General features: G+C 43.6%; 16 protein-coding genes. 9 read left to right on the top strand and 7 right to left on the bottom strand.

What is annotated here, in order from left to right:
* Nucleotides 1-91: 91 nt before the first annotated feature.
* Genes ACTXGK_RS24135 through tolQ form a run of 3 tightly spaced genes read right to left on the bottom strand, consistent with a single transcriptional unit; the run spans nucleotide 92 to nucleotide 2,355 of the window.
* Nucleotides 92-1,117 (bottom strand): cell envelope integrity TolA family protein, encoded by a 1,026-nt coding sequence (locus tag ACTXGK_RS24135; protein WP_443515301.1) that lies wholly within the window; start codon nucleotides 1,115-1,117, stop codon nucleotides 92-94.
* 57 nt (nucleotides 1,118-1,174) lie between these two features.
* On the bottom strand, nucleotides 1,175-1,636 hold the full coding sequence (gene tolR / locus ACTXGK_RS24130) for a protein TolR (protein WP_443515303.1): 462 nt from the start codon (nucleotides 1,634-1,636) through the stop codon (nucleotides 1,175-1,177).
* A complete protein-coding gene (tolQ, locus tag ACTXGK_RS24125) occupies nucleotides 1,633-2,355 on the bottom strand; it encodes a protein TolQ (protein WP_201600559.1) in 723 nt (240 codons plus the stop codon). The genes tolR and tolQ overlap by 4 nt, the downstream gene beginning before the upstream one ends.
* A 555-nt stretch (nucleotides 2,356-2,910) precedes the next feature.
* On the opposite strand from tolQ, the gene ACTXGK_RS24120 reads away from it, so the two are divergent.
* The 3 genes from ACTXGK_RS24120 (at nucleotide 2,911) to ACTXGK_RS24110 (ending at nucleotide 8,868) form a co-directional block, all read left to right on the top strand.
* Nucleotides 2,911-4,206, top strand: coding sequence for an NCS2 family permease (locus ACTXGK_RS24120; RefSeq protein WP_058025341.1), 1,296 nt, complete (start codon nucleotides 2,911-2,913; stop codon nucleotides 4,204-4,206).
* A 709-nt stretch (nucleotides 4,207-4,915) separates the two neighbouring features.
* Entirely contained in the window at nucleotides 4,916-8,164 is a 3,249-nt protein-coding gene (gene putA / locus ACTXGK_RS24115) for a bifunctional proline dehydrogenase/L-glutamate gamma-semialdehyde dehydrogenase PutA (RefSeq protein ID WP_443515306.1), read from the top strand.
* Nucleotides 8,165-8,175: 11 nt separating this feature from the next.
* Complete coding sequence (locus ACTXGK_RS24110) at nucleotides 8,176-8,868, top strand: 1-pyrroline-5-carboxylate dehydrogenase (protein WP_443515307.1); 693 nt, start codon at nucleotides 8,176-8,178, stop codon at nucleotides 8,866-8,868.
* 187 nt (nucleotides 8,869-9,055) lie between these two features.
* Here the strand turns inward: ACTXGK_RS24110 and ACTXGK_RS24105 are convergent, their stop codons facing one another.
* Entirely contained in the window at nucleotides 9,056-10,228 is a 1,173-nt protein-coding gene (locus ACTXGK_RS24105; RefSeq protein WP_443515308.1) for a JmjC domain-containing protein, read from the bottom strand.
* A gap of 130 nt (nucleotides 10,229-10,358) precedes the next feature.
* Between ACTXGK_RS24105 and ACTXGK_RS24100 the strand changes: the two genes are divergently transcribed.
* Entirely contained in the window at nucleotides 10,359-10,544 is a 186-nt protein-coding gene (locus tag ACTXGK_RS24100) for an NF038104 family lipoprotein (RefSeq protein WP_443515310.1), read from the top strand.
* Nucleotides 10,545-10,548: 4 nt separating this feature from the next.
* Here ACTXGK_RS24100 and ACTXGK_RS24095 read toward each other — a convergent pair whose 3' ends face one another.
* A complete protein-coding gene (locus ACTXGK_RS24095) occupies nucleotides 10,549-11,187 on the bottom strand; it encodes a DUF2238 domain-containing protein (RefSeq protein WP_443515311.1) in 639 nt (212 codons plus the stop codon).
* A gap of 32 nt (nucleotides 11,188-11,219) precedes the next feature.
* Nucleotides 11,220-12,611 (bottom strand): adenylosuccinate lyase, encoded by a 1,392-nt coding sequence (purB, locus tag ACTXGK_RS24090; protein ID WP_443515312.1) that lies wholly within the window; start codon nucleotides 12,609-12,611, stop codon nucleotides 11,220-11,222.
* A 312-nt stretch (nucleotides 12,612-12,923) separates the two neighbouring features.
* Here purB and ACTXGK_RS24085 point away from each other — a divergent pair, with 312 nt between their 5' ends.
* Together ACTXGK_RS24085 and ACTXGK_RS24080 are read left to right on the top strand one after the other, a co-directional pair.
* Complete coding sequence (locus ACTXGK_RS24085; protein WP_443515314.1) at nucleotides 12,924-13,319, top strand: hypothetical protein; 396 nt, start codon at nucleotides 12,924-12,926, stop codon at nucleotides 13,317-13,319.
* Nucleotides 13,320-13,476: 157 nt separating this feature from the next.
* Nucleotides 13,477-14,319 (top strand): hypothetical protein, encoded by an 843-nt coding sequence (locus ACTXGK_RS24080; protein ID WP_443515315.1) that lies wholly within the window; start codon nucleotides 13,477-13,479, stop codon nucleotides 14,317-14,319.
* 11 nt (nucleotides 14,320-14,330) lie between these two features.
* On the opposite strand, the gene mnmA is transcribed toward ACTXGK_RS24080, so the two are convergent.
* Nucleotides 14,331-15,443 carry a tRNA 2-thiouridine(34) synthase MnmA gene (mnmA, locus tag ACTXGK_RS24075; RefSeq protein ID WP_443515444.1) on the bottom strand — a complete coding sequence of 371 codons (1,113 nt, stop codon included), beginning with the start codon at nucleotides 15,441-15,443 and terminating at the stop codon, nucleotides 14,331-14,333.
* 374 nt (nucleotides 15,444-15,817) lie between these two features.
* Between mnmA and ispF the strand changes: the two genes are divergently transcribed.
* The 3 genes from ispF (at nucleotide 15,818) to ACTXGK_RS24060 (ending at nucleotide 17,596) form a co-directional block, all read left to right on the top strand.
* Nucleotides 15,818-16,321, top strand: a complete 504-nt coding sequence (ispF, locus tag ACTXGK_RS24070) for a 2-C-methyl-D-erythritol 2,4-cyclodiphosphate synthase (protein ID WP_443515316.1) — start codon at nucleotides 15,818-15,820, stop codon at nucleotides 16,319-16,321.
* Between the two features lie 118 nt (nucleotides 16,322-16,439).
* Entirely contained in the window at nucleotides 16,440-16,790 is a 351-nt protein-coding gene (gene grxD / locus ACTXGK_RS24065) for a Grx4 family monothiol glutaredoxin (protein WP_201600586.1), read from the top strand.
* Between the two features lie 266 nt (nucleotides 16,791-17,056).
* Nucleotides 17,057-17,596 (top strand): hypothetical protein, encoded by a 540-nt coding sequence (locus ACTXGK_RS24060; protein WP_443515318.1) that lies wholly within the window; start codon nucleotides 17,057-17,059, stop codon nucleotides 17,594-17,596.
* Nucleotides 17,597-17,607: the final 11 nt, after the last annotated feature.

The raw sequence follows: 17,607 nt of genomic DNA, 5'->3' as shown, positions 1-17,607 counted from the left end.
TAGTCGATAAGGCAAGTATTTAGATGAAAAAACAATGCGATAAAAGCCACTTAACATCACGTTATCAATAATACAAGACGCTAGCAACTGATTAATTGCTACCTTTAAATTGTATGGTAAAGGTAGGGTATTTAGGGTCATCAGCATCGATTGGTAGGCTACCTGTATTGAGCACTGCTTGTCTGGCAGCTTCATTGACGACGCTATCAGGACCAGACGCGCTAACATTGACCACGTCACCATTGGCATTGACGGTGATGGTTAAGGTGGCACGCTGGGTAGAGCCTTTCGCTGCGGTAGGCGGCGTATAGTTGCGCTTGATTAGATTGATGATTTCACTATTGCTGGCTCCGCGACTACCACTTGAGGCAGAGCGACTACTACCTTTGGATGTTCTAGAGGTTGAGGTGTCGCCTGAGAGGGTTGATTGACCATCTGAGAGACTAAAGGTTCGTCCTGCATTACCAGAGCCATCTGTATCAATCTGTATATTACGATCGTTAGCCGTGGGGCGTCTAATCTTGGGTGGGTTGTTTTGCTTTTGACGAAAATCTCCAAGCCGTTTTTGCTCTTCGATCATCTGTTCTCTTTTGTCTTGCTCTACTTGATCAAGCTCCTCTATCGCGGATTCGTCTAGCTGCGCTGCCCACTCTGCCATTCTGCGCTCATATTCTTGGTTTTGTTCACGCAAGCGTTGATGTTGCTCTTCGCTCATAAGCATAGGCTGACTGGCAGGCTCGTCAGATCGCGTAAATACAGGGACACGCTGAGAGTTCGGCTGGCTTGGATTTTGAGCGCTTGAGCTACTACTGCTTGAGGTTTCTTGTTGAGCGCTACTGGCGGATTCGCTGGCGCTGCTATCCATTTGCATGGCGCTGGCTGCTGCACGATTGGCCAATATCTGTCCTTGCATTTCAGCGAGCTGCTCAGGAGATACCATGACCGTCTCGATGCTACCAGCAGTCTCAACCTCAGCGGTTTGATAGTTATAAACCAGTATGCCGATTATAAGACCATGTGCTAGCAAACTGAGTAATGTAGGCAGTGTTAGCCCATTGCCTTCAGGTTCGGTGGGGACATAGACGGCAGGCGCATTATGCATGGTATGGATACTCATGAACGTGGTTTATCGGATTGGCTGTTATGATGTGACATACCTATATAGAAGGTATAGCTATTGAAGCGATGGCGTCGGTAGAGGCGCACCAGTCAATAACCCTACTTTTTCAATATCTGCCTGCTGCAAAGTTGCCATGAGCGTCATGATAGCGCCATATTGGTTATTTTGATCAGCATTAATCATCACTTGCAATGGCTCGGCATCAGTATTACCGCTCTGAGATTGTAAGTTCGACAAAGTGTTAATTAGCTCAGGCTCACTAATAGGCAAGTCGATGTTGTTTTCATAACTGATAAAAATCTCACCACTGTCAGTCAATGAGACAATGACGGGCAATTGGCTCTGACTCATGGTATTGGTTTGCTCTTTTGGCAAATCAACATCAACACCCGTAATGAGCATGGGTGCGGTCACCATAAATATCACCAATAGCACCAGCATAACGTCGATGTAGGGAACGACATTCATCTCTGCATTCAGCGCTTTTTTCTCACGGCGATAGGGATTTGGTTTCATAGCCCATTCACCTGAGTGGCACTCACTTGAGTCTCTCTAGCAACTGGGCTTTGCACACTGGTCTCGCGCTGTAGCATGCCGGTCATCTCGTCACAGAACAGTGCTCGTGAATCATAAAGACGGCTAGATTTTGCCGTAAAATGATTGTATGCCAATACAGCAGGAATAGCGGCAAATAAGCCCATGGCCGTCGCAATCAGCGCCTCAGCAATACCAGGCGCGACAGAGGCTAGGGTGGCTTGCTCGGTTTGCGACAGTCCCAAAAACGCATTCATGATGCCCCAAACTGTACCAAATAATCCGATGTACGGAGCTACCGAGCCGACACTCGCTAGTGTCGTCAGTCCTGACTCGAGTAATTGCTGCTGACGGCCCAAGCCGACGCGCAGTTTACGCTCGACACCGTCGATGATGTCATCTTTAGGTTGACGCTTTTTATGCATCCTTAGATATTCTGAAAAACCCACATAAAAAATCTGCTCAAGTCCTTGGCGATCAGGTGAGCCTTGTACGCCTTGATACAGCTTTGCTAAATCTTCGCCCGACCAAAACCAAGTTTCAAATTGTTGATCAAAGTTTTTGGCCGTACCGAGTCGCGCACTCATACGGAAAATAATGACCCAACTGAACAAAGAGGCTAACAGCAATAACGCCATCACAATCTGTACCAATAGACTGGCTTGGGTAATAAGATCAATAATATTTAATGATTCAGGCATGTAATGGACTCACGGATAATTGACAACAGCTGGTTTAAATACAGACATCTAAACCAAACGAACCCTAAAAATAATACGTATACTTTATCGTTGAATTTTAAGCGAAGTACAGATCTCGATAATCTGGTTTAGTAAGAGACCATTTGAGACCGCGCTCAATCACTGGAACATGAATATAATAACCTGTTAGTTTACTTCTAAATGAAAGAAACGTCATTATTAATGTGTTAACCAGACAAAAAGTACGATATAGCAAATATTAAGTATCTTAACGATATAGTGGTAACTCATTACTAATATATATAAATGATTTGGTCTAGAGACTATAAGAAAATCCAAATTTGTATAGACTTTTAGTCGTTATAAAAGGGGTGTTTTTAATTGCTTTTTTGTACGAGTTAGACATTATCAGCGATTGAGTTTGTAAGACAACTCGTCTAATATGTTACGCTTTGTTACTACATTATTCTTACTGCGGCATCGCCATTTTGCTGAGGTCATGTTTAATTTTAGGTAGTGGTGACTTTTTATTAGCCAGTCGGGGGCGACACACTTATGAATGCAATTGAACGCTATTTTGGGATTAATGGTGACAATACCACGATCAAAACAGAAATCGTCGCTGGTATAACCACGTTTTTGACGATGGCTTACATTATCTTTGTTAACCCTAATGTCTTAGCCGATGCAGGTATGGACAAAGGGGCCGTATTTGTTGCAACCTGTGTGGCCGCAGCGGTCGGTTGTTTTATTATGGGTATCTATGCCCGACTACCAGTAGCGTTAGCGCCAGGCATGGGATTGAACGCTTTCTTTACCTATGGCGTGGTCTTAGGAATGGGGTATGCATGGCAAACTGCGCTGGGAGCAGTGTTCTTGTCAGGTTGTATCTTTGTTCTATTAAGCCTCTTTAAGATTCGTGAGGCAATCATCAATGCGATTCCAAACTCTCTCAAAAACGGCGTAGTCGCTGGTATTGGTGCATTCTTGGCTTTTATTGCTTTGCAGAGTGCAGGTATCATCGTCAATCATGATGCGACCTTGGTTGCTCTTGGCGATATGACGTCATTTGGTCCTGTATTGGCATCTCTAGGTTTTGTCGTCATTATTGGTCTGTCTTATAAAAGAGTTCCAGGCGCGGTAACCATTGGTATTTTGCTGGTTGCTCTGATTAGCTTGCTCATGGGCTATACACAGTTTACCGGTATCATATCGGCACCACCTTCAATCGCGCCGACACTGATGCAGCTCGATATCGCTGGCGCATTCGATGTGGGTATGATCAGTGTGATTTTCGCTTTCTTATTTGTGGATTTATTTGATACTGCAGGTACGCTCATTGCGACCACTAGCCAAGCCAAGTTGACTGACAAAGATGGCAATATCCCGAATATGGGCAAGGCGCTATTAGCAGACTCAACAGCGACGGTCGCAGGCTCTTTACTTGGTACGTCTTCAACCACCAGTTATATTGAAAGTATCTCGGGCATCGCCTCAGGTGGCCGTACAGGATTGATGGCAGTCACTGTTGGTGTGTTATTTTTACTAAGTATTTTCTTTTCTCCATTAGCTGGTATGATCCCAGCCTATGCGACGGCCGGTGCCATATTTTATGTTGCTGTACTGATGATGGGCACCTTAAAAGACATCGACTGGAGCGACTTAACAGAAGCGGCGCCTGTTGTGGTTGTATTGCTGTTCACACCGCTGACATACTCTATCGCTGATGGCATCGCGCTTGGTTTTATCACCTTTACTGCGGTTAAAGCAATCGCTGGCAAGTTTGCTGATATCAGCATTGCTGTATGGCTTTTGACCCTTGTGCTATTGGTTAAAATTATCTTTTTGTAAGGCGTATAGCGCTAGGTATGAGACCTAACAATAGAACCCTCTTTATCACTTGATGGTAAAGAGGGTTTTTATTATTTGGAGACAGTACTTAGCTTACTAGTAGGCCTAAAATTTGTGCGATTAGAACCCAAAATTTTGGTAATAATTAATCAGCAATAGTAAACTAAAAAATATAACCAAAGCGTCATGACTGACAAAGTGCTTGTAAGTCTTTGTTATTTAAAGGCAAATTAATTTATAAAAATAAAAAAAATCGTTAGTTTGAATTTTTTTTTCATGATATTATAGCCGAGTTAAGCGCATCACCTCAATCAACGCCGTAGAGGTTTTTCTTACAGTGAATTTGCACATTTAAGATGGTATGTTTGGGCTTGTTCCAGTGATTTTTTGTCACTTCATTCAAGCGATATTTGTCCATCACACTCCTTTCACTACTAACAAGAAGAAGGCACTAATGCCGCTTAATTTTTCGTTGTTGCCTTTGTATTGTTAACGTAGCCCGTTTAACAGTTGAACGACCTACTTAACCATCTCCAGCATGTGCTGGATTTTCTAGTTTTGTGATGGCGCCGTTTGGTCTTTTGATTATTGCTGTGAATATCCGTCAATAACCTCTATTTTGATAGCGGTTACGAGCAGTTATGCAGGACGATCAGACTTCCTAAAGCACCATTTATTATGGTTTTTAAACGATAGTTATGGAGTTGTTATGAACCCAGTAGACCAGTTTACCCCGCAAGAGCCGATTTTGTTCAATCCTGTTGATATGCTGTCGCCAGAGTATCTTGCCCAGCCAATAGAAGAGCTATATAAGCGTATTTCACCATTATATAGCGTTGATGAACAGCGTTGGTTGTCTGATTTATTGCCACTTGCCAAGCCTAGTACCCAAGAGCGTGATGCTGCCGCTGAGCAGACTCGCAAGTTGGTTGAGCATGTGCGTAACGATGGCAAAGCCGTCAAGATGGTTGACTCATTATTGCTTGAGTATAGCCTTGATACCCAAGAAGGTATCTTGCTCATGAGCTTGGCAGAAGCGTTGATTCGAGTGCCGGATAACTATACGGCTGATGCATTGATTCATGACAAAATGAGTGTGGCTGATTGGAAAAAGCACATCAAAAATGACAATGGTTTCATGGTCAATGCCTCTACTTGGGGCATGATGATGACAGGCCGTGTCGTCAGTATTGATAGCAGCACCACTGCATCAGGTTTCTTGGATCGCATGACCAAAAAGATGGGTGAGCCTGTCATTCGTAGTGCCATGCAAAAAGCCATGCGTATCATGGGTCATCAGTTTGTATTGGGCGAAACCATCGAAGACGCCAATAAAAACAGCCAGCCATATCGTAATAAAGGTTATACCTATTCATTCGATATGCTAGGTGAAGCGGCTATCACGCATAGAGATGCTGAAAAATACTTCAATGACTACTTGCATGCGATCAAAGCGACGGCCAACGTCAAAGTCAAAGAAGGTATGCCAAAGCCGTCAGTATCTATCAAATTGTCTGCGCTGCATCCTCGCTATGAAGCGACGCAAGAAGCTCAGGTCATGGGTCTATTGCGTCAACGCTGTTTGCTTCTTATTGAAGCGGCACGTGAAGTCAATGTTGATCTTAGTATTGATGCCGAAGAAGCCGATCGTCTTGAGATTTCTTTAAAACTGTTTGAGTCTCTGTACCGTGATAACTCAACAGCTGGTTGGGATGGCCTAGGTATCGTTGTACAAGGTTATTCTAAACGTGCTATCGCTGTATTGGCTTGGCTTGCCCGTTTGTCTTCTGAAGTCGGTGATCGCATTCCAGTACGTCTCGTAAAAGGCGCTTATTGGGATACTGAGATCAAACTTGCTCAGCAAAAAGGTCTATCAGGCTATCCAGTGTGGACACGCAAAGAAGGTACAGATACCGCATATCTTGCTAGTGCGCGTTTCTTATTATCAGACCATCTGCGCGGTCTTATCTGGCCACAGTTTGCGACGCATAATGCGCATACACTGTCTTCAATCATGACCATGAGTCAGCATAAAGAGTTTGAGTTCCAGCGTTTGCATGGTATGGGTGATGCACTTTATGACCATATTTTGCAAGCTTATGAGATTCCTGTACGTATCTATGCACCAGTTGGCGCGCACAAAGACTTGCTACCATATTTGGTACGTCGTTTGTTAGAGAACGGTGCCAACAGCTCGTTTGTCCATCAGTTATTAGACAAGTCGTATCCGATTGAAAAACTAACTGTGCATCCATATGACAAACTACTTGCCAACCCAACATTGCACAACCCAGATATCCCGCTACCACTAGAGATTTATGGTTCGCGACGTGCAAGTTTTGGCCCTAACATATTTGTAGAGTCACAGTGGTTGCCGTTTAAAGCAGCTATTGATAGCCATCTCAATAAAAAATGGTCAGCGACACCTATCATCAACGGCCAAGCAATTAATGAATATGAAGTAGATGGCGTCACCCATCAGCTTGATGCTCAGCCTGTACTTGCGCCTTGGAATCATGACGTAAGCGCTGGTGAAGTCAAATATGCCAATGCAGAACTGGCTCGTCAAGCGATTGATGTCGCTGTTGCGGGTCAAAGTACGTGGCAGAACGTGACAGTAGCCAAACGTGCAGCAATCTTGCGTAAGATGGCTGAGCTATTTGAAGAAAACTACGCTGAGCTAATGGCATTATGCCAAGTCGAAGCTGGTAAGACCATGCAAGATAGTATCGATGAAATCAAAGAAGCCGTTGATTTCTGTCGTTTTTACGCTGATGAAGCAGAGCGCCTAGACGATGTTGTGCATGAGTTTACAGATTTGTCTGGTAAGCAATCTCGTCAAGTTTATAAACCACGTGGCACTTTTGTGTGTATTAGCCCATGGAACTTCCCATTGGCCATCTACACGGGTCAAATCGTGGCGGCACTGGCAGCAGGTAATACGGTGGTCGCTAAGCCTGCTGAACAAACCAGCTTGATTGCTCATTTTGGTGCGCAACTCATGTATCAAGCGGGTGTACCAGCAGAAGCACTACAATTGGTGACAGGTGCTGGTGACGTGGGCGGAGCGCTAACGGCTGCTGATAACATAGCAGGTGTGATATTTACTGGCTCAACCCAAACTGCTCAGCGTATCAATCAAAGCTTGAATGATCATGCACAAGCGAGCGGCGAGCTGCCTGTATTTATCGCTGAGACTGGTGGTCAGAACGCGATGATTGTTGATTCAACAGCACTGCCAGAGCAAGTCGTCAAAGATGCTGTTCTATCTGCATTTGGTTCAGCAGGTCAGCGTTGTTCAGCTTGCCGTATACTATGTGTACAGGAAGAGATGGCTGATGATTTGATCGAGCTATTGCAAGGTAATATGGCTGAGCTTTCTGTTGGCAACCCGCTATACGCTGCCACAGATGTAGGTCCAGTCATTGATGCTGATGCCAAAAATGGTCTTGAGGCGCACATCGCGCGTATGGATGCTGAGCCAACTGCGACTATCTTGGCTCAAACACCAATGAGCTCAAGCTCGGTTGTCAGCCAAGAAAACTCTACCTTTGTACTGCCAACAGCGATTGAAGTGCAAAGCATAGACGTTATTGGTGGTGAGCATTTTGGCCCAATTCTACATGTATTGCGCTATAAAGCACGTGATCTAAATAAGCTTATTGATTCTATCAATAACACAGGCTTTGGTTTGACTATGGGTATCCATAGTCGTATCGAAAAAACTGTTGAGCATATCGAGCGTCGTGCTTTTGTAGGTAACACTTATATCAACCGTAACCAAATCGGCGCGGTCGTAAACGTCCAGCCATTCGGTGGTTGTGGCCTGTCTGGTACTGGTCCTAAAGCTGGTGGCCCGCACTATGTTGCGCGTCTGATGCAGCTTAGCTCAGAATCAAATGGCAGCAACCAAGCAAATGCTAACACCCAAACAACCACTCAAACAGAACTCGCATAAGGAGTAGCAACATGGCGACTGAATTCAAAAAAAATCATGCCCAGGTTTGTGAATCTTGGCGACTACTTGGCGCGGTCAATCGCGCAACGTACCTAGAGGCGGCAATTCCAAAGTTGTCTCTATTGACTGGTGATGCTAACAAAGCAAAGCGTTTGTTCAATCACTTATTGAGCGCGGCTCCTAGTTTGGATGAGACGCATCGTATGACTGGCGCCACTGGTGAGTCAAATGACTTATATGTGACTGGTCGTGGTAAGACAATGGTCATTGGGGAAGAGTCTGCCAGAGCAATGGCAGTGCTAGGGCAGCTGATAGCCGCATTATTGACTGGTAATGAAGTCATATTGCATTGCCCAAGCCAAGATGAGATGTGCAATGAAGCTGCTAAGATATTGTACGATACAGGTATAAGCGAAGATGTATTGAGTGTGGCTAATGATTCTCAGACCACCACGCTTTTGTATATTGACCGTCTTGCCCAAGTGGCCGTTTCTGGTAACCACAGCGAAGTACAAGCCATCAGTCAAGAGCTTGCTAAGACAGACGGTATCTTGACGCAAGTGATCAGCGTCACTGATATGGAAGGCTTAACAGAAATGTTAACGCCTGATTATCTGCATCGTTTTGTTACTGAGCGCGTTAAAACTATTAACACCACAGCAATCGGTGGTAACGCGAGCTTGCTTGAGCTTGGTACAGAATAATAGTATGAATGACCAACCCGTTTAGTGTTTATAGTGGTTTTAATAAATACTAAGCGGCGTTTGATACATCATCATGAGTATTGAACGAGTAATTGTATAATATGCATAAGAAAAAACCGCTATCTGAGTAATTGTCAGATAGCGGTTTTTTTATTTGCGTGATTTAACTGAAAACAATTACGTGGTCTTATTCAGCCATTTCAATCCATACCCAACCGTTCTCTAACCATTCGCTTAAATCATCTGCATCGATATCCTTCACATCATGATATTGTAATGGCTCTCCATCAGCCAAACGTACCAACACTGCTATTGCTGCATCATCAAGTCCATCGAGACGCTGCCCATTGGCATACAGCACAATGCCATCATCAGTTTTGCCATAGAGTAGGCGATTGCTATAATCTGCTTGTAGTGTCGCACCCTCAGACAATGCTTGCATAAGCTCATCCGTCTCCAGTGCTTCCTCTGGCATCAGCGCATCATATTGACGCTTACCAACCACTTCAGAGACAGCTTGGCGAATCATATCATCACCGCGCTCAGATTGTAGCATCTCTAGCAATTGCGCTTTGATCGCAGCGATGCTGTCCGCTTGCAGCTCACCTGAGTTCTGTAGCGTTTGTGGCAGTAGCATAGGGATGAATAACTGGCTGTCATTGGTTGCAATATCTGCCACGCTATCGATAATTTGCATCAAATTTGGACGACGACAGCCAAAAGAGAAAGTGAGACAGTCATCTTGTGCCACCCCAAAGTGTGACAGCTTTGGTGGTACATAAAGCACATCACCCGCTTCTAGTATCTCATCAAAAATAAGCTCACCCATGTCATCAAATAAACGAAGAGGCTCATCAGCAACAAATTCTGTCTGCTCATCGCAAAATTTGCCCAACTGCCAGCGCCTAGAGCCATAGCCTTGTGCCAAAAACACATCGTAGTCGTCATAATGCTTACCGACAGACCCACCTTTAGGCGCATAGGAGACCATGATGTCATCGCGCTGCCACTGCGGAATAAAGTCAAAGGCTTGCCACAACTGACCGAGCTCTGGCGACCACTGCTCTAGGTTCTGTACCAGTACAGTCCACTGTTCTGGGAGGTTATCGAAGTCAGTTTCAGTTAGCGGACTTTTCTTGAGTTGCCACTGTGCCTGACCTTCTTTTTTACTGGCTGCTTGGGTTAGCAAGCGTGCGCTGGCATCTTCCTCAAGGGCAAGACCAATCATATCATCTGGCTCAAACATGTCGATCAATTGTGGCAACCCTTGCTTGATAAGTAAGGGTTTCTTTTGCCAGTATTCAGCCAAAAACTGCTCAGGCGTGATAGAGTCGGGTAGACAAAGAGGAATAGAAGTCATGGGTAAATCCATATTTTAAATGCGTATGAGATTGATAGTAAGAGAGGCTTTATGGAAAGGTTTTAATCGTTTATGATTGTCACCTATCTGATGGCTATCATCAGAGCAGCCACCGAATCGTAGGAAAGTTATGAGAAAATTACATTTTATCGTCATTATCGCTAGCGTGTTTTTATTACAAGCCTGTGTCCATAAGATTGTCACCGTACCTGCCAAAATCGCTTATAAAACTACCAAAGGTGTGGTCAAAGGAACCGTTGCTGTCGGTAAAGCCATCATACCGGGCGACAGTGATGATGATAAAAAAGACGATTAATCACTTAATTAGACACCACTTGGTTTTGACGAGTTTGAAATAGCACAATACCTGCCGCAATTAGCCCACCGAGTAATGCTAAAGCCATATCTTTGTGGGCGTCCCAAATATCACCCTGTTGACCGTTATAAGCTTCAGCAGCTTCTGGTGATAACGTCATTGCAATGCTCCATTCGAGTAATTCGTAGAGCAGACTTGATGACATATTAATCATGAGAGCAAGGGCGATGAGTAGTTTGACAGATTGGACTTTGAAGATAGACTTTGAGACATCTACCATTGCATTGAACAGTAAAAGCCCGTAGCTAAAATGGACAAGACGATCGTACATATTGCGCTGCCAACCAAACAATTCGTCTAAACGTATACCGAATAGGTGCTGTGTCCAATCATTGTAGGGCACGTAAGAGTATAGATAACGCGCACCAATAATATGGATGATCAGAAATATCGATGCGAGCGCATAGGAGCGTGAGCTAACGTAGCGATAGCGATAAGCACCTAGCATTAATGCTAAAAAAAGTAGCGTACCGAGCTGATGCAGCAGGTAGCTCGACCACTCTAGAGGCTTAATGCTTGCCAGTACCATGACGACAAATACCGCAATCGTACTAGCAAGCACATATTTTTTATTTTGATGCATAGTGCTCGCTGGCTACTATCAATAGTTAGTAGTTACAGCTTGGCAATCCATTCTTTAATAGCGCGTGCTTGCTCGGCGGCATTACCGATATAAGTAGCAGGCGTCAATGCACGTAGGCGTTCTTTATCCGCATCGCTAACCGCCGATAGCTCGTCACTTTCGACAAACGTCAGCATGGCTTCACGAGTCATGGCATTACCACGAGTCAAAGCTTTGAGCTTCTCATACGGGTTTTCAACACGGTAGCGACGCATAACGGTTTGAATCGGCTCTGCCAACACTTCTTGCGCTTGATTCAAATCGTCATTTAAACGCTGTGCATTTAGCTCAAGTTTACCCACGCCTTTTAGGCAAGCATCAAACGCAATCATGCTCTGTGCTAGACCAACACCAATATTACGCAACACAGTTGAATCCGATAGGTCACGCTGCATACGTGAAATTGGTAACTTCTCACCCAAATGTGCCAGCATCGCATTGGCAACGCCTAAGTTACCTTCAGAGTTTTCAAAGTCAATTGGATTAACTTTATGCGGCATGGTAGAAGAGCCAACTTCACCGTCTTTTAGGCGCTGTTTAAAATAGCCTAAGCTGATATATTGCCAGATATCACGGTTGAAATCGATCAGGATCGTATTGAAGCGTTTAACGGCATCAAACAATTCAGCGATATAGTCGTGTGGCTCAATTTGAGTGGTATAAGGATTGAATGTTAGCTCTAAACGCTGATTGATAAAGGCTTCAGCATGAGTCTGCCAGTCGACGTCAGGATACGCTGAAAAATGCGCATTATAGTTACCGACTGCACCGTTGATTTTACCTAATAGCTCTACTTGATTAATTTGCTTGATTTGGCGAGCTAGGCGGTAGGCGACGTTTGCCATCTCTTTACCAAGTGTCGTTGGGCTGGCTGTTTGACCATGGGTGCGTGATAGCATCGGTTGATCAGCGTGAGCAATAGATAAGTCAACGATGCTATCAGTCACTTGCTGCATTTTGGCAACGACTAGCTCGCGGCTGTCTTTGAGCATCAACGCATACGATAGGTTATTGATGTCTTCACTGGTACAGGCAAAGTGAATGAACTCAAGTGAGTCAATCAAGGCATCCTGACCACGGAACTTGTCTTTGATAAAGTACTCAACCGCTTTTACATCATGATTGGTCGTCGTTTCGATGTCTTTGATAGCTTGAGCATCTGCTTCGCTAAAATCATCAACGATTGCGTTCAAAAAAGCGTTGGTCTGGTCATCAAATGCTGCTAATTCACCAATCGCGTCATTATCAGCCAGCGACTGTAACCAACGAATCTCTACTGTAACGCGGGCTTTGATTAGACCAAATTCAGATAAGTATGGACGCAAGCTGTCTGCTTTGCTGGCATAACGGCCATCGATTGGGGAGAGTGCGGTAAGTGGGGTCATGGTATCGCCTTTGAGTGAACAGAAAGTAAATGAATGCTTACTACAGTAGTAAATTCTGGTGGCGCAATTATAGCAAAAACTGATAAAAAAAGTGAATGTTTACCGTATTTCGCGTTTATTGTTGGGAATAAAAAGATAAGGCTAAAGGACAAACAGGGCATTGTTGATATTGCTAGAGGAATAATAATAATGTGATATACACATTTTTTATAAAAACCAATAATTTATATTTGTAACGGTATTGTTTTTCTAATGTAAAAGTGATTTAATGTCTCTTTTGTCGTCAATAGTTCACTAAATGGAAATCAATACATGAATAAATTCTTTAGCGTTTTAGTGTTAGGCTCAGCATTGGTGCTTAGCGCTTGCGGCGGTGATAGTGATAGCAGTGGTTCATATGGATCTTCTGAGCCTGTTCAGTTTCAAGGCCTATCAAATTGTGCAATCAGTGGCAATACCATTACAGTCAATGAGATTGGTAGAGGTTGTTTAGTTAAGAAATCTAATATCAACAATGGTAAGAAATTCTCATTAAGCTGTCAGATTGTAGGTACGCCACCTCGTGGCTATGCAAACTTTAGTATCATAACTACGAAAGATGGTGATGGTGATGAGATTAAGCGCGATATAGAAAGTGCTAATGGTAAATATGATTATGTTTGTAAACCTATGAGCAGTCAGTTTCCAACGAGTGGGCTCTCTGGTTAAAACAGGTGTTTTAAAATAAAAAAGCCGTTTTTATTAAAGATAAAAATGGCTTTTTTCATAAAAAATGAAAACATCTTAAAAGTAAAGGCTGTCCATATTAATAGCGCTTATTGAACCAAACTCTATTACTCAAGTATCTTATCTCTAGAATATAACTATGAAAGACAAAACTTTATTTTTCTCATCCATCCTTATTTCTTTTATCCTTGGTAGTCTAGGCACTTACTTATTGATGACTAAGCAACAGATGGATCAAGTTATGCAGGGCAGGCAGCAGCCTATATCATCGCTGAAAGATAATACTGATTCAGGGTTTGAGAAAAAAGAAAGTATGGTACCTGCAGAATTGCAAGCGCTTGAACATCAAAATGGTAGCAATATACCAGCGATAGGATCGCAACCAGTAGGTTCTATGCATGATTACTCAGAAGAACAAGCGATGGATATTGTCAATAAAATGCCAGACTATATGTTGGAACAATATATTGATAAATTCATGACCCAAGGTGCAGGTGAAGCGCTCTCTGATAAACGTCAATTTGCGCAGCGTGCAGTTGAGGAATTGTACAAAAAAAATGACAATCAGCCACTCGTCGGTGATGTTAAGTTGTCACTAACGCCTGTGATGCCATCAATATCCATGGATACCTCAACAATAGAAAAAAATGCCACTATATTCGCGCATCTCGATACTGCGGGCAAAGTGCCAGCCAGTCCTTTTGTGTTTGTGAAATGGGTCAATAATCAGACAGGACAAGTATTACTGTTTGAGAAAAAAGATATTGTTGCTAACAGCAATCAAAATTGGGTTAGCTTTAAGCCAGACGATGGCTGGCTTAAAGGCAGTTATGACATTCGTTTTTATCAATTTACATCAGAGCTGCAGCCTGTTGCGCAGCTGACTTATCAAATATATACAGTTGATGATACTAATTCAAATACAGACGAGGGTATGACAAGCAGTACAGTAACGGTTACTACTTCCGCTGTCAAAAACTAAATTAATTCTCTCTAAAATCCACATGGCGCATCGATAGATTCAATCACGCCGCCGCCTAGACATACCTCATCGATATAAAATACCGCTGATTGTCCAGGGGTGACAGCGCGCTGTGGCTCATCAAATACCACGCGCACTTCGCTGCCATCAGCATTGGTCGCAAACACGCGACACGCTTGATCTGGCTGGCGATAGCGAGACTTTTCCATACAGGCTAGACCTTTGTCACTAAACACATCCGCAGGTGGTAAACCGTCGATCCAATCGAGCTTATATGCTTTTAGCTCGTTGCTCATTAGCATGGGATGTTCATGCCCTTGACCGACGATTAAGCGGTTTTTGTCCAAGTCTTTTGCCAATACAAACCATGGTTCTTCAGGACGGTCTTTGACACCGCCAATACCGATGCCACCGCGCTGACCCAATGTGTAATACATGAGGCCATCATGCGTACCGATGACTTTATTGTCATCAGTAAGTATCTCGCCTTTTTGGGCAGGTAAGTATTGCTGTAAGAAGTCTTTAAAACGGCGTTCACCAATAAAACAAATACCCGTAGAATCTTTCTTTTTAGCCGTCGCTAGGTCATGCTCTTCAGCAATCTGACGTACCACTGGCTTTTCGAGCTCACCAACTGGGAATAACGTTTTGGCGATTTTGTCACCGCCAACCGCATGTAAGAAATAGCTTTGGTCTTTATTGTTATCAAGACCGCGTAAGAGCTGAGCAACCTCAGTGCCGTCATTATTTTTGTAATTCACACTGCGGCGCGTATAGTGACCTGTAGCGATATAATCTGCACCAAGCGTCAACGCATAGTCCAAAAACGCCTTGAACTTAATTTCTTTGTTGCACAAGATATCAGGATTTGGCGTACGTCCGGCTTTATATTCTGCCAAAAAATGCTCAAATACGCGATCCCAGTATTCCATAGCAAAATTGGCCGTGTGTAGCTTCATACCGATTTTGTCACATACGGCTTGCGCGTCTGCTAGATCATCCATCGCCGTACAGTATTCGGTGCCGTCATCTTCTTCCCAGTTCTTCATAAACAGGCCTTCAACCTTGAAGCCTGCCTGTTGAAGTAATACGGCTGATACAGAAGAATCGACCCCACCTGACATACCGACAATCACATGCTTGGTGCTAGGATTTTCGACATCAGCAAGTGTCAAAGGGCGATGAGTATTAAAAGACTCAGAAACGGGTGTGCTTGAAGTATCTTGTATGGCTGACATAAAACGGCTCAACTATTTATACGTTATCCAAAGTACATGTCGACGCCAAGTGTTATACAACCACTACAATAGGTAGTCTCAGTACAACAACGTCAGCTTGTCTTTTGGATCTGGTATTATGATAAAATAAACATCATATTATACCAGTTAATTGAAACTGGTGGCGACCGATGGCGTCTGGCTATTCGTAAAACCACTTTGAAAATTCAGATAGTGGTTTTGAATTATTTTAATCACGTTTAATGCATCTTGGAACAACAATGATAAAAATTGGTCAAGGTATCGATGTTCATGCTTTTCATAATAATGGTCAGCAGCAGCAATATGTGGTGCTAGCGGGCGTGCCGATTGAGCATTCTCATAGTTTGCTCGCACACTCTGATGGGGATGTGGTCTTGCATGCATTGGCTGACGCGCTGCTGGGCGCACTTGCACTTGGTGATATCGGGCAGCATTTTCCTGATACCGATGCGGCACATGCCGGATTGGATTCAAGGATTTTGCTGCGTTATGTTTATAGTAAAGTGCAAGAGGCTGGTTATAGCCTAGGCAATGCTGATATTACCGTGATGTGTGAGCGTCCGAAGTTGGCGCCACATAATCTAGCCATGCGCGCCAATATCGCCAGCGACTTGCAAACGGATATTAGCAATATCAGTGTGAAAGCGACCACGACTGAAAAATTGGGATTTACGGGTCGTCAAGAGGGCATCATGGCCAATGCCGTGGTATTATTAGTCCCTAATGCTATCGAACCTACATAGATCGAAAATTCGTGCTTGTAATACAGCGGCAGTCGCCCCATGTATCAGACACGTCTTTACACAATTATTTTTATATAAATAATCATTTTAATGAACCGCTTTATCAATAGGAGCTTTTATGAGTGAGCAAACCCCAAACACTGCTGCAAACGACGTTGAACAATTGATCCGTGATCAAATCCGTGACAATAAAGTTATTATCTACATGAAAGGCACACCGCAATTTCCGCAGTGTGGCTTTTCTGCGCGCTCTATCGAAGTGTTGACTCAAATTGGTCGTCCATTTGCGTTTGTAAACATTTTAGAAAACCCAGAAATTCGTGCAACGTTACCAAAGGTTGCTAATTGGCCAACGTTCCCGCAATTATGGATTGATGGCGAGTTGATGGGCGGATCAGACATCATCTTGCAAATGTATCAATCAGGTGAGCTAAAGCCATTGATCGAAGCAAACAGCCCAGCTGCTTAATACTTAAAAGTGTGAATTGGATGTCTTTAATGTCCAATTAGCCTTTGCAAGACACGAGCACAGCAAACCCAGATAGTCATTTGATGGCTATTTGGGTTTTTTATTGTCGCTATTAGTGTTGTTAGTACCGTATTTATTATTGTTCCTATTATTATTTCCACGCGCCTATGTCATTAGGCTTCGTTGTTTTTATAGGATTTACCCCCATATAGTGTCCAAGATACCAGCGATATAAATAATAATTATCAGATGAATAAGAGAGCTTTATGAATAACCAAACCAGCGAACAGTTAAATGAGCAAACAGAAGCGGCTGAGCAAGCAGCGATTGAAAAGCGCCGTGAGCGTCTAAAGAATGAATCGACACGCATTATTGAGATTGCTAATAATGAGTCATATTCAGCACTCAAGTGTATTCATCAGCTTAGTGTGGCAGGCGGTGCAACTGAAGCGACCTATATCGCTATTGAACAGCGCATTGTTGTGGACCAAGATCCGGCAGGTGCTTATCATTTGGCATTGTTGGCTCAAAACACGCCAGATTTGCCAATCGATGCCCGTCAGCTTATCGAATTGGTAGTTAATAAGGGTGATAACCACCAGCGCTTGGCCTTGCTCAAAAACTTACCATTACCGCCAGTTGAGCTCATCAAAGCGCAGATTTTGGCGAGTGATGATGGTGAAGCGATTGGTCAAATGAATGCCTATCTACAGATCAATCCAGAAGGGTATGGTAGCCATCATATGCTGTCTAGTGGTCAATCGGATCAGATCGTACCCTTGAGCCGTGGAAACAGTAATAACTAAGACATCATCAC

The organism is Psychrobacter sp. T6-5 (genome assembly GCF_052258485.2).
Lineage (GTDB): Bacteria > Pseudomonadota > Gammaproteobacteria > Pseudomonadales > Moraxellaceae > Psychrobacter.
The sequence above is the reverse complement of the archived record's forward strand: the minus strand, read 5'-3'. Positions and strand labels throughout refer to the sequence as shown.

What these genes read in the sequence shown, in the direction of transcription:
- ACTXGK_RS24135 (WP_443515301.1), bottom strand. Translation starts at nt 1,117, where the DNA reads ATGAGTATCCATACCATGCATAATGCGCCTGCCGTCTATGTCCCCACC.
- tolR (WP_443515303.1), bottom strand. Translation starts at nt 1,636, where the DNA reads ATGAAACCAAATCCCTATCGCCGTGAGAAAAAAGCGCTGAATGCAGAG.
- tolQ (WP_201600559.1), bottom strand. Translation starts at nt 2,355, where the DNA reads ATGCCTGAATCATTAAATATTATTGATCTTATTACCCAAGCCAGTCTA.
- ACTXGK_RS24120 (WP_058025341.1), top strand. Translation starts at nt 2,911, where the DNA reads ATGAATGCAATTGAACGCTATTTTGGGATTAATGGTGACAATACCACG.
- putA (WP_443515306.1), top strand. Translation starts at nt 4,916, where the DNA reads ATGAACCCAGTAGACCAGTTTACCCCGCAAGAGCCGATTTTGTTCAAT.
- ACTXGK_RS24110 (WP_443515307.1), top strand. Translation starts at nt 8,176, where the DNA reads ATGGCGACTGAATTCAAAAAAAATCATGCCCAGGTTTGTGAATCTTGG.
- ACTXGK_RS24105 (WP_443515308.1), bottom strand. Translation starts at nt 10,228, where the DNA reads ATGACTTCTATTCCTCTTTGTCTACCCGACTCTATCACGCCTGAGCAG.
- ACTXGK_RS24100 (WP_443515310.1), top strand. Translation starts at nt 10,359, where the DNA reads ATGAGAAAATTACATTTTATCGTCATTATCGCTAGCGTGTTTTTATTA.
- ACTXGK_RS24095 (WP_443515311.1), bottom strand. Translation starts at nt 11,187, where the DNA reads ATGCATCAAAATAAAAAATATGTGCTTGCTAGTACGATTGCGGTATTT.
- purB (WP_443515312.1), bottom strand. Translation starts at nt 12,611, where the DNA reads ATGACCCCACTTACCGCACTCTCCCCAATCGATGGCCGTTATGCCAGC.
- ACTXGK_RS24085 (WP_443515314.1), top strand. Translation starts at nt 12,924, where the DNA reads ATGAATAAATTCTTTAGCGTTTTAGTGTTAGGCTCAGCATTGGTGCTT.
- ACTXGK_RS24080 (WP_443515315.1), top strand. Translation starts at nt 13,477, where the DNA reads ATGAAAGACAAAACTTTATTTTTCTCATCCATCCTTATTTCTTTTATC.
- mnmA (WP_443515444.1), bottom strand. Translation starts at nt 15,443, where the DNA reads ATGTCAGGTGGGGTCGATTCTTCTGTATCAGCCGTATTACTTCAACAG.
- ispF (WP_443515316.1), top strand. Translation starts at nt 15,818, where the DNA reads ATGATAAAAATTGGTCAAGGTATCGATGTTCATGCTTTTCATAATAAT.
- grxD (WP_201600586.1), top strand. Translation starts at nt 16,440, where the DNA reads ATGAGTGAGCAAACCCCAAACACTGCTGCAAACGACGTTGAACAATTG.
- ACTXGK_RS24060 (WP_443515318.1), top strand. Translation starts at nt 17,057, where the DNA reads ATGAATAACCAAACCAGCGAACAGTTAAATGAGCAAACAGAAGCGGCT.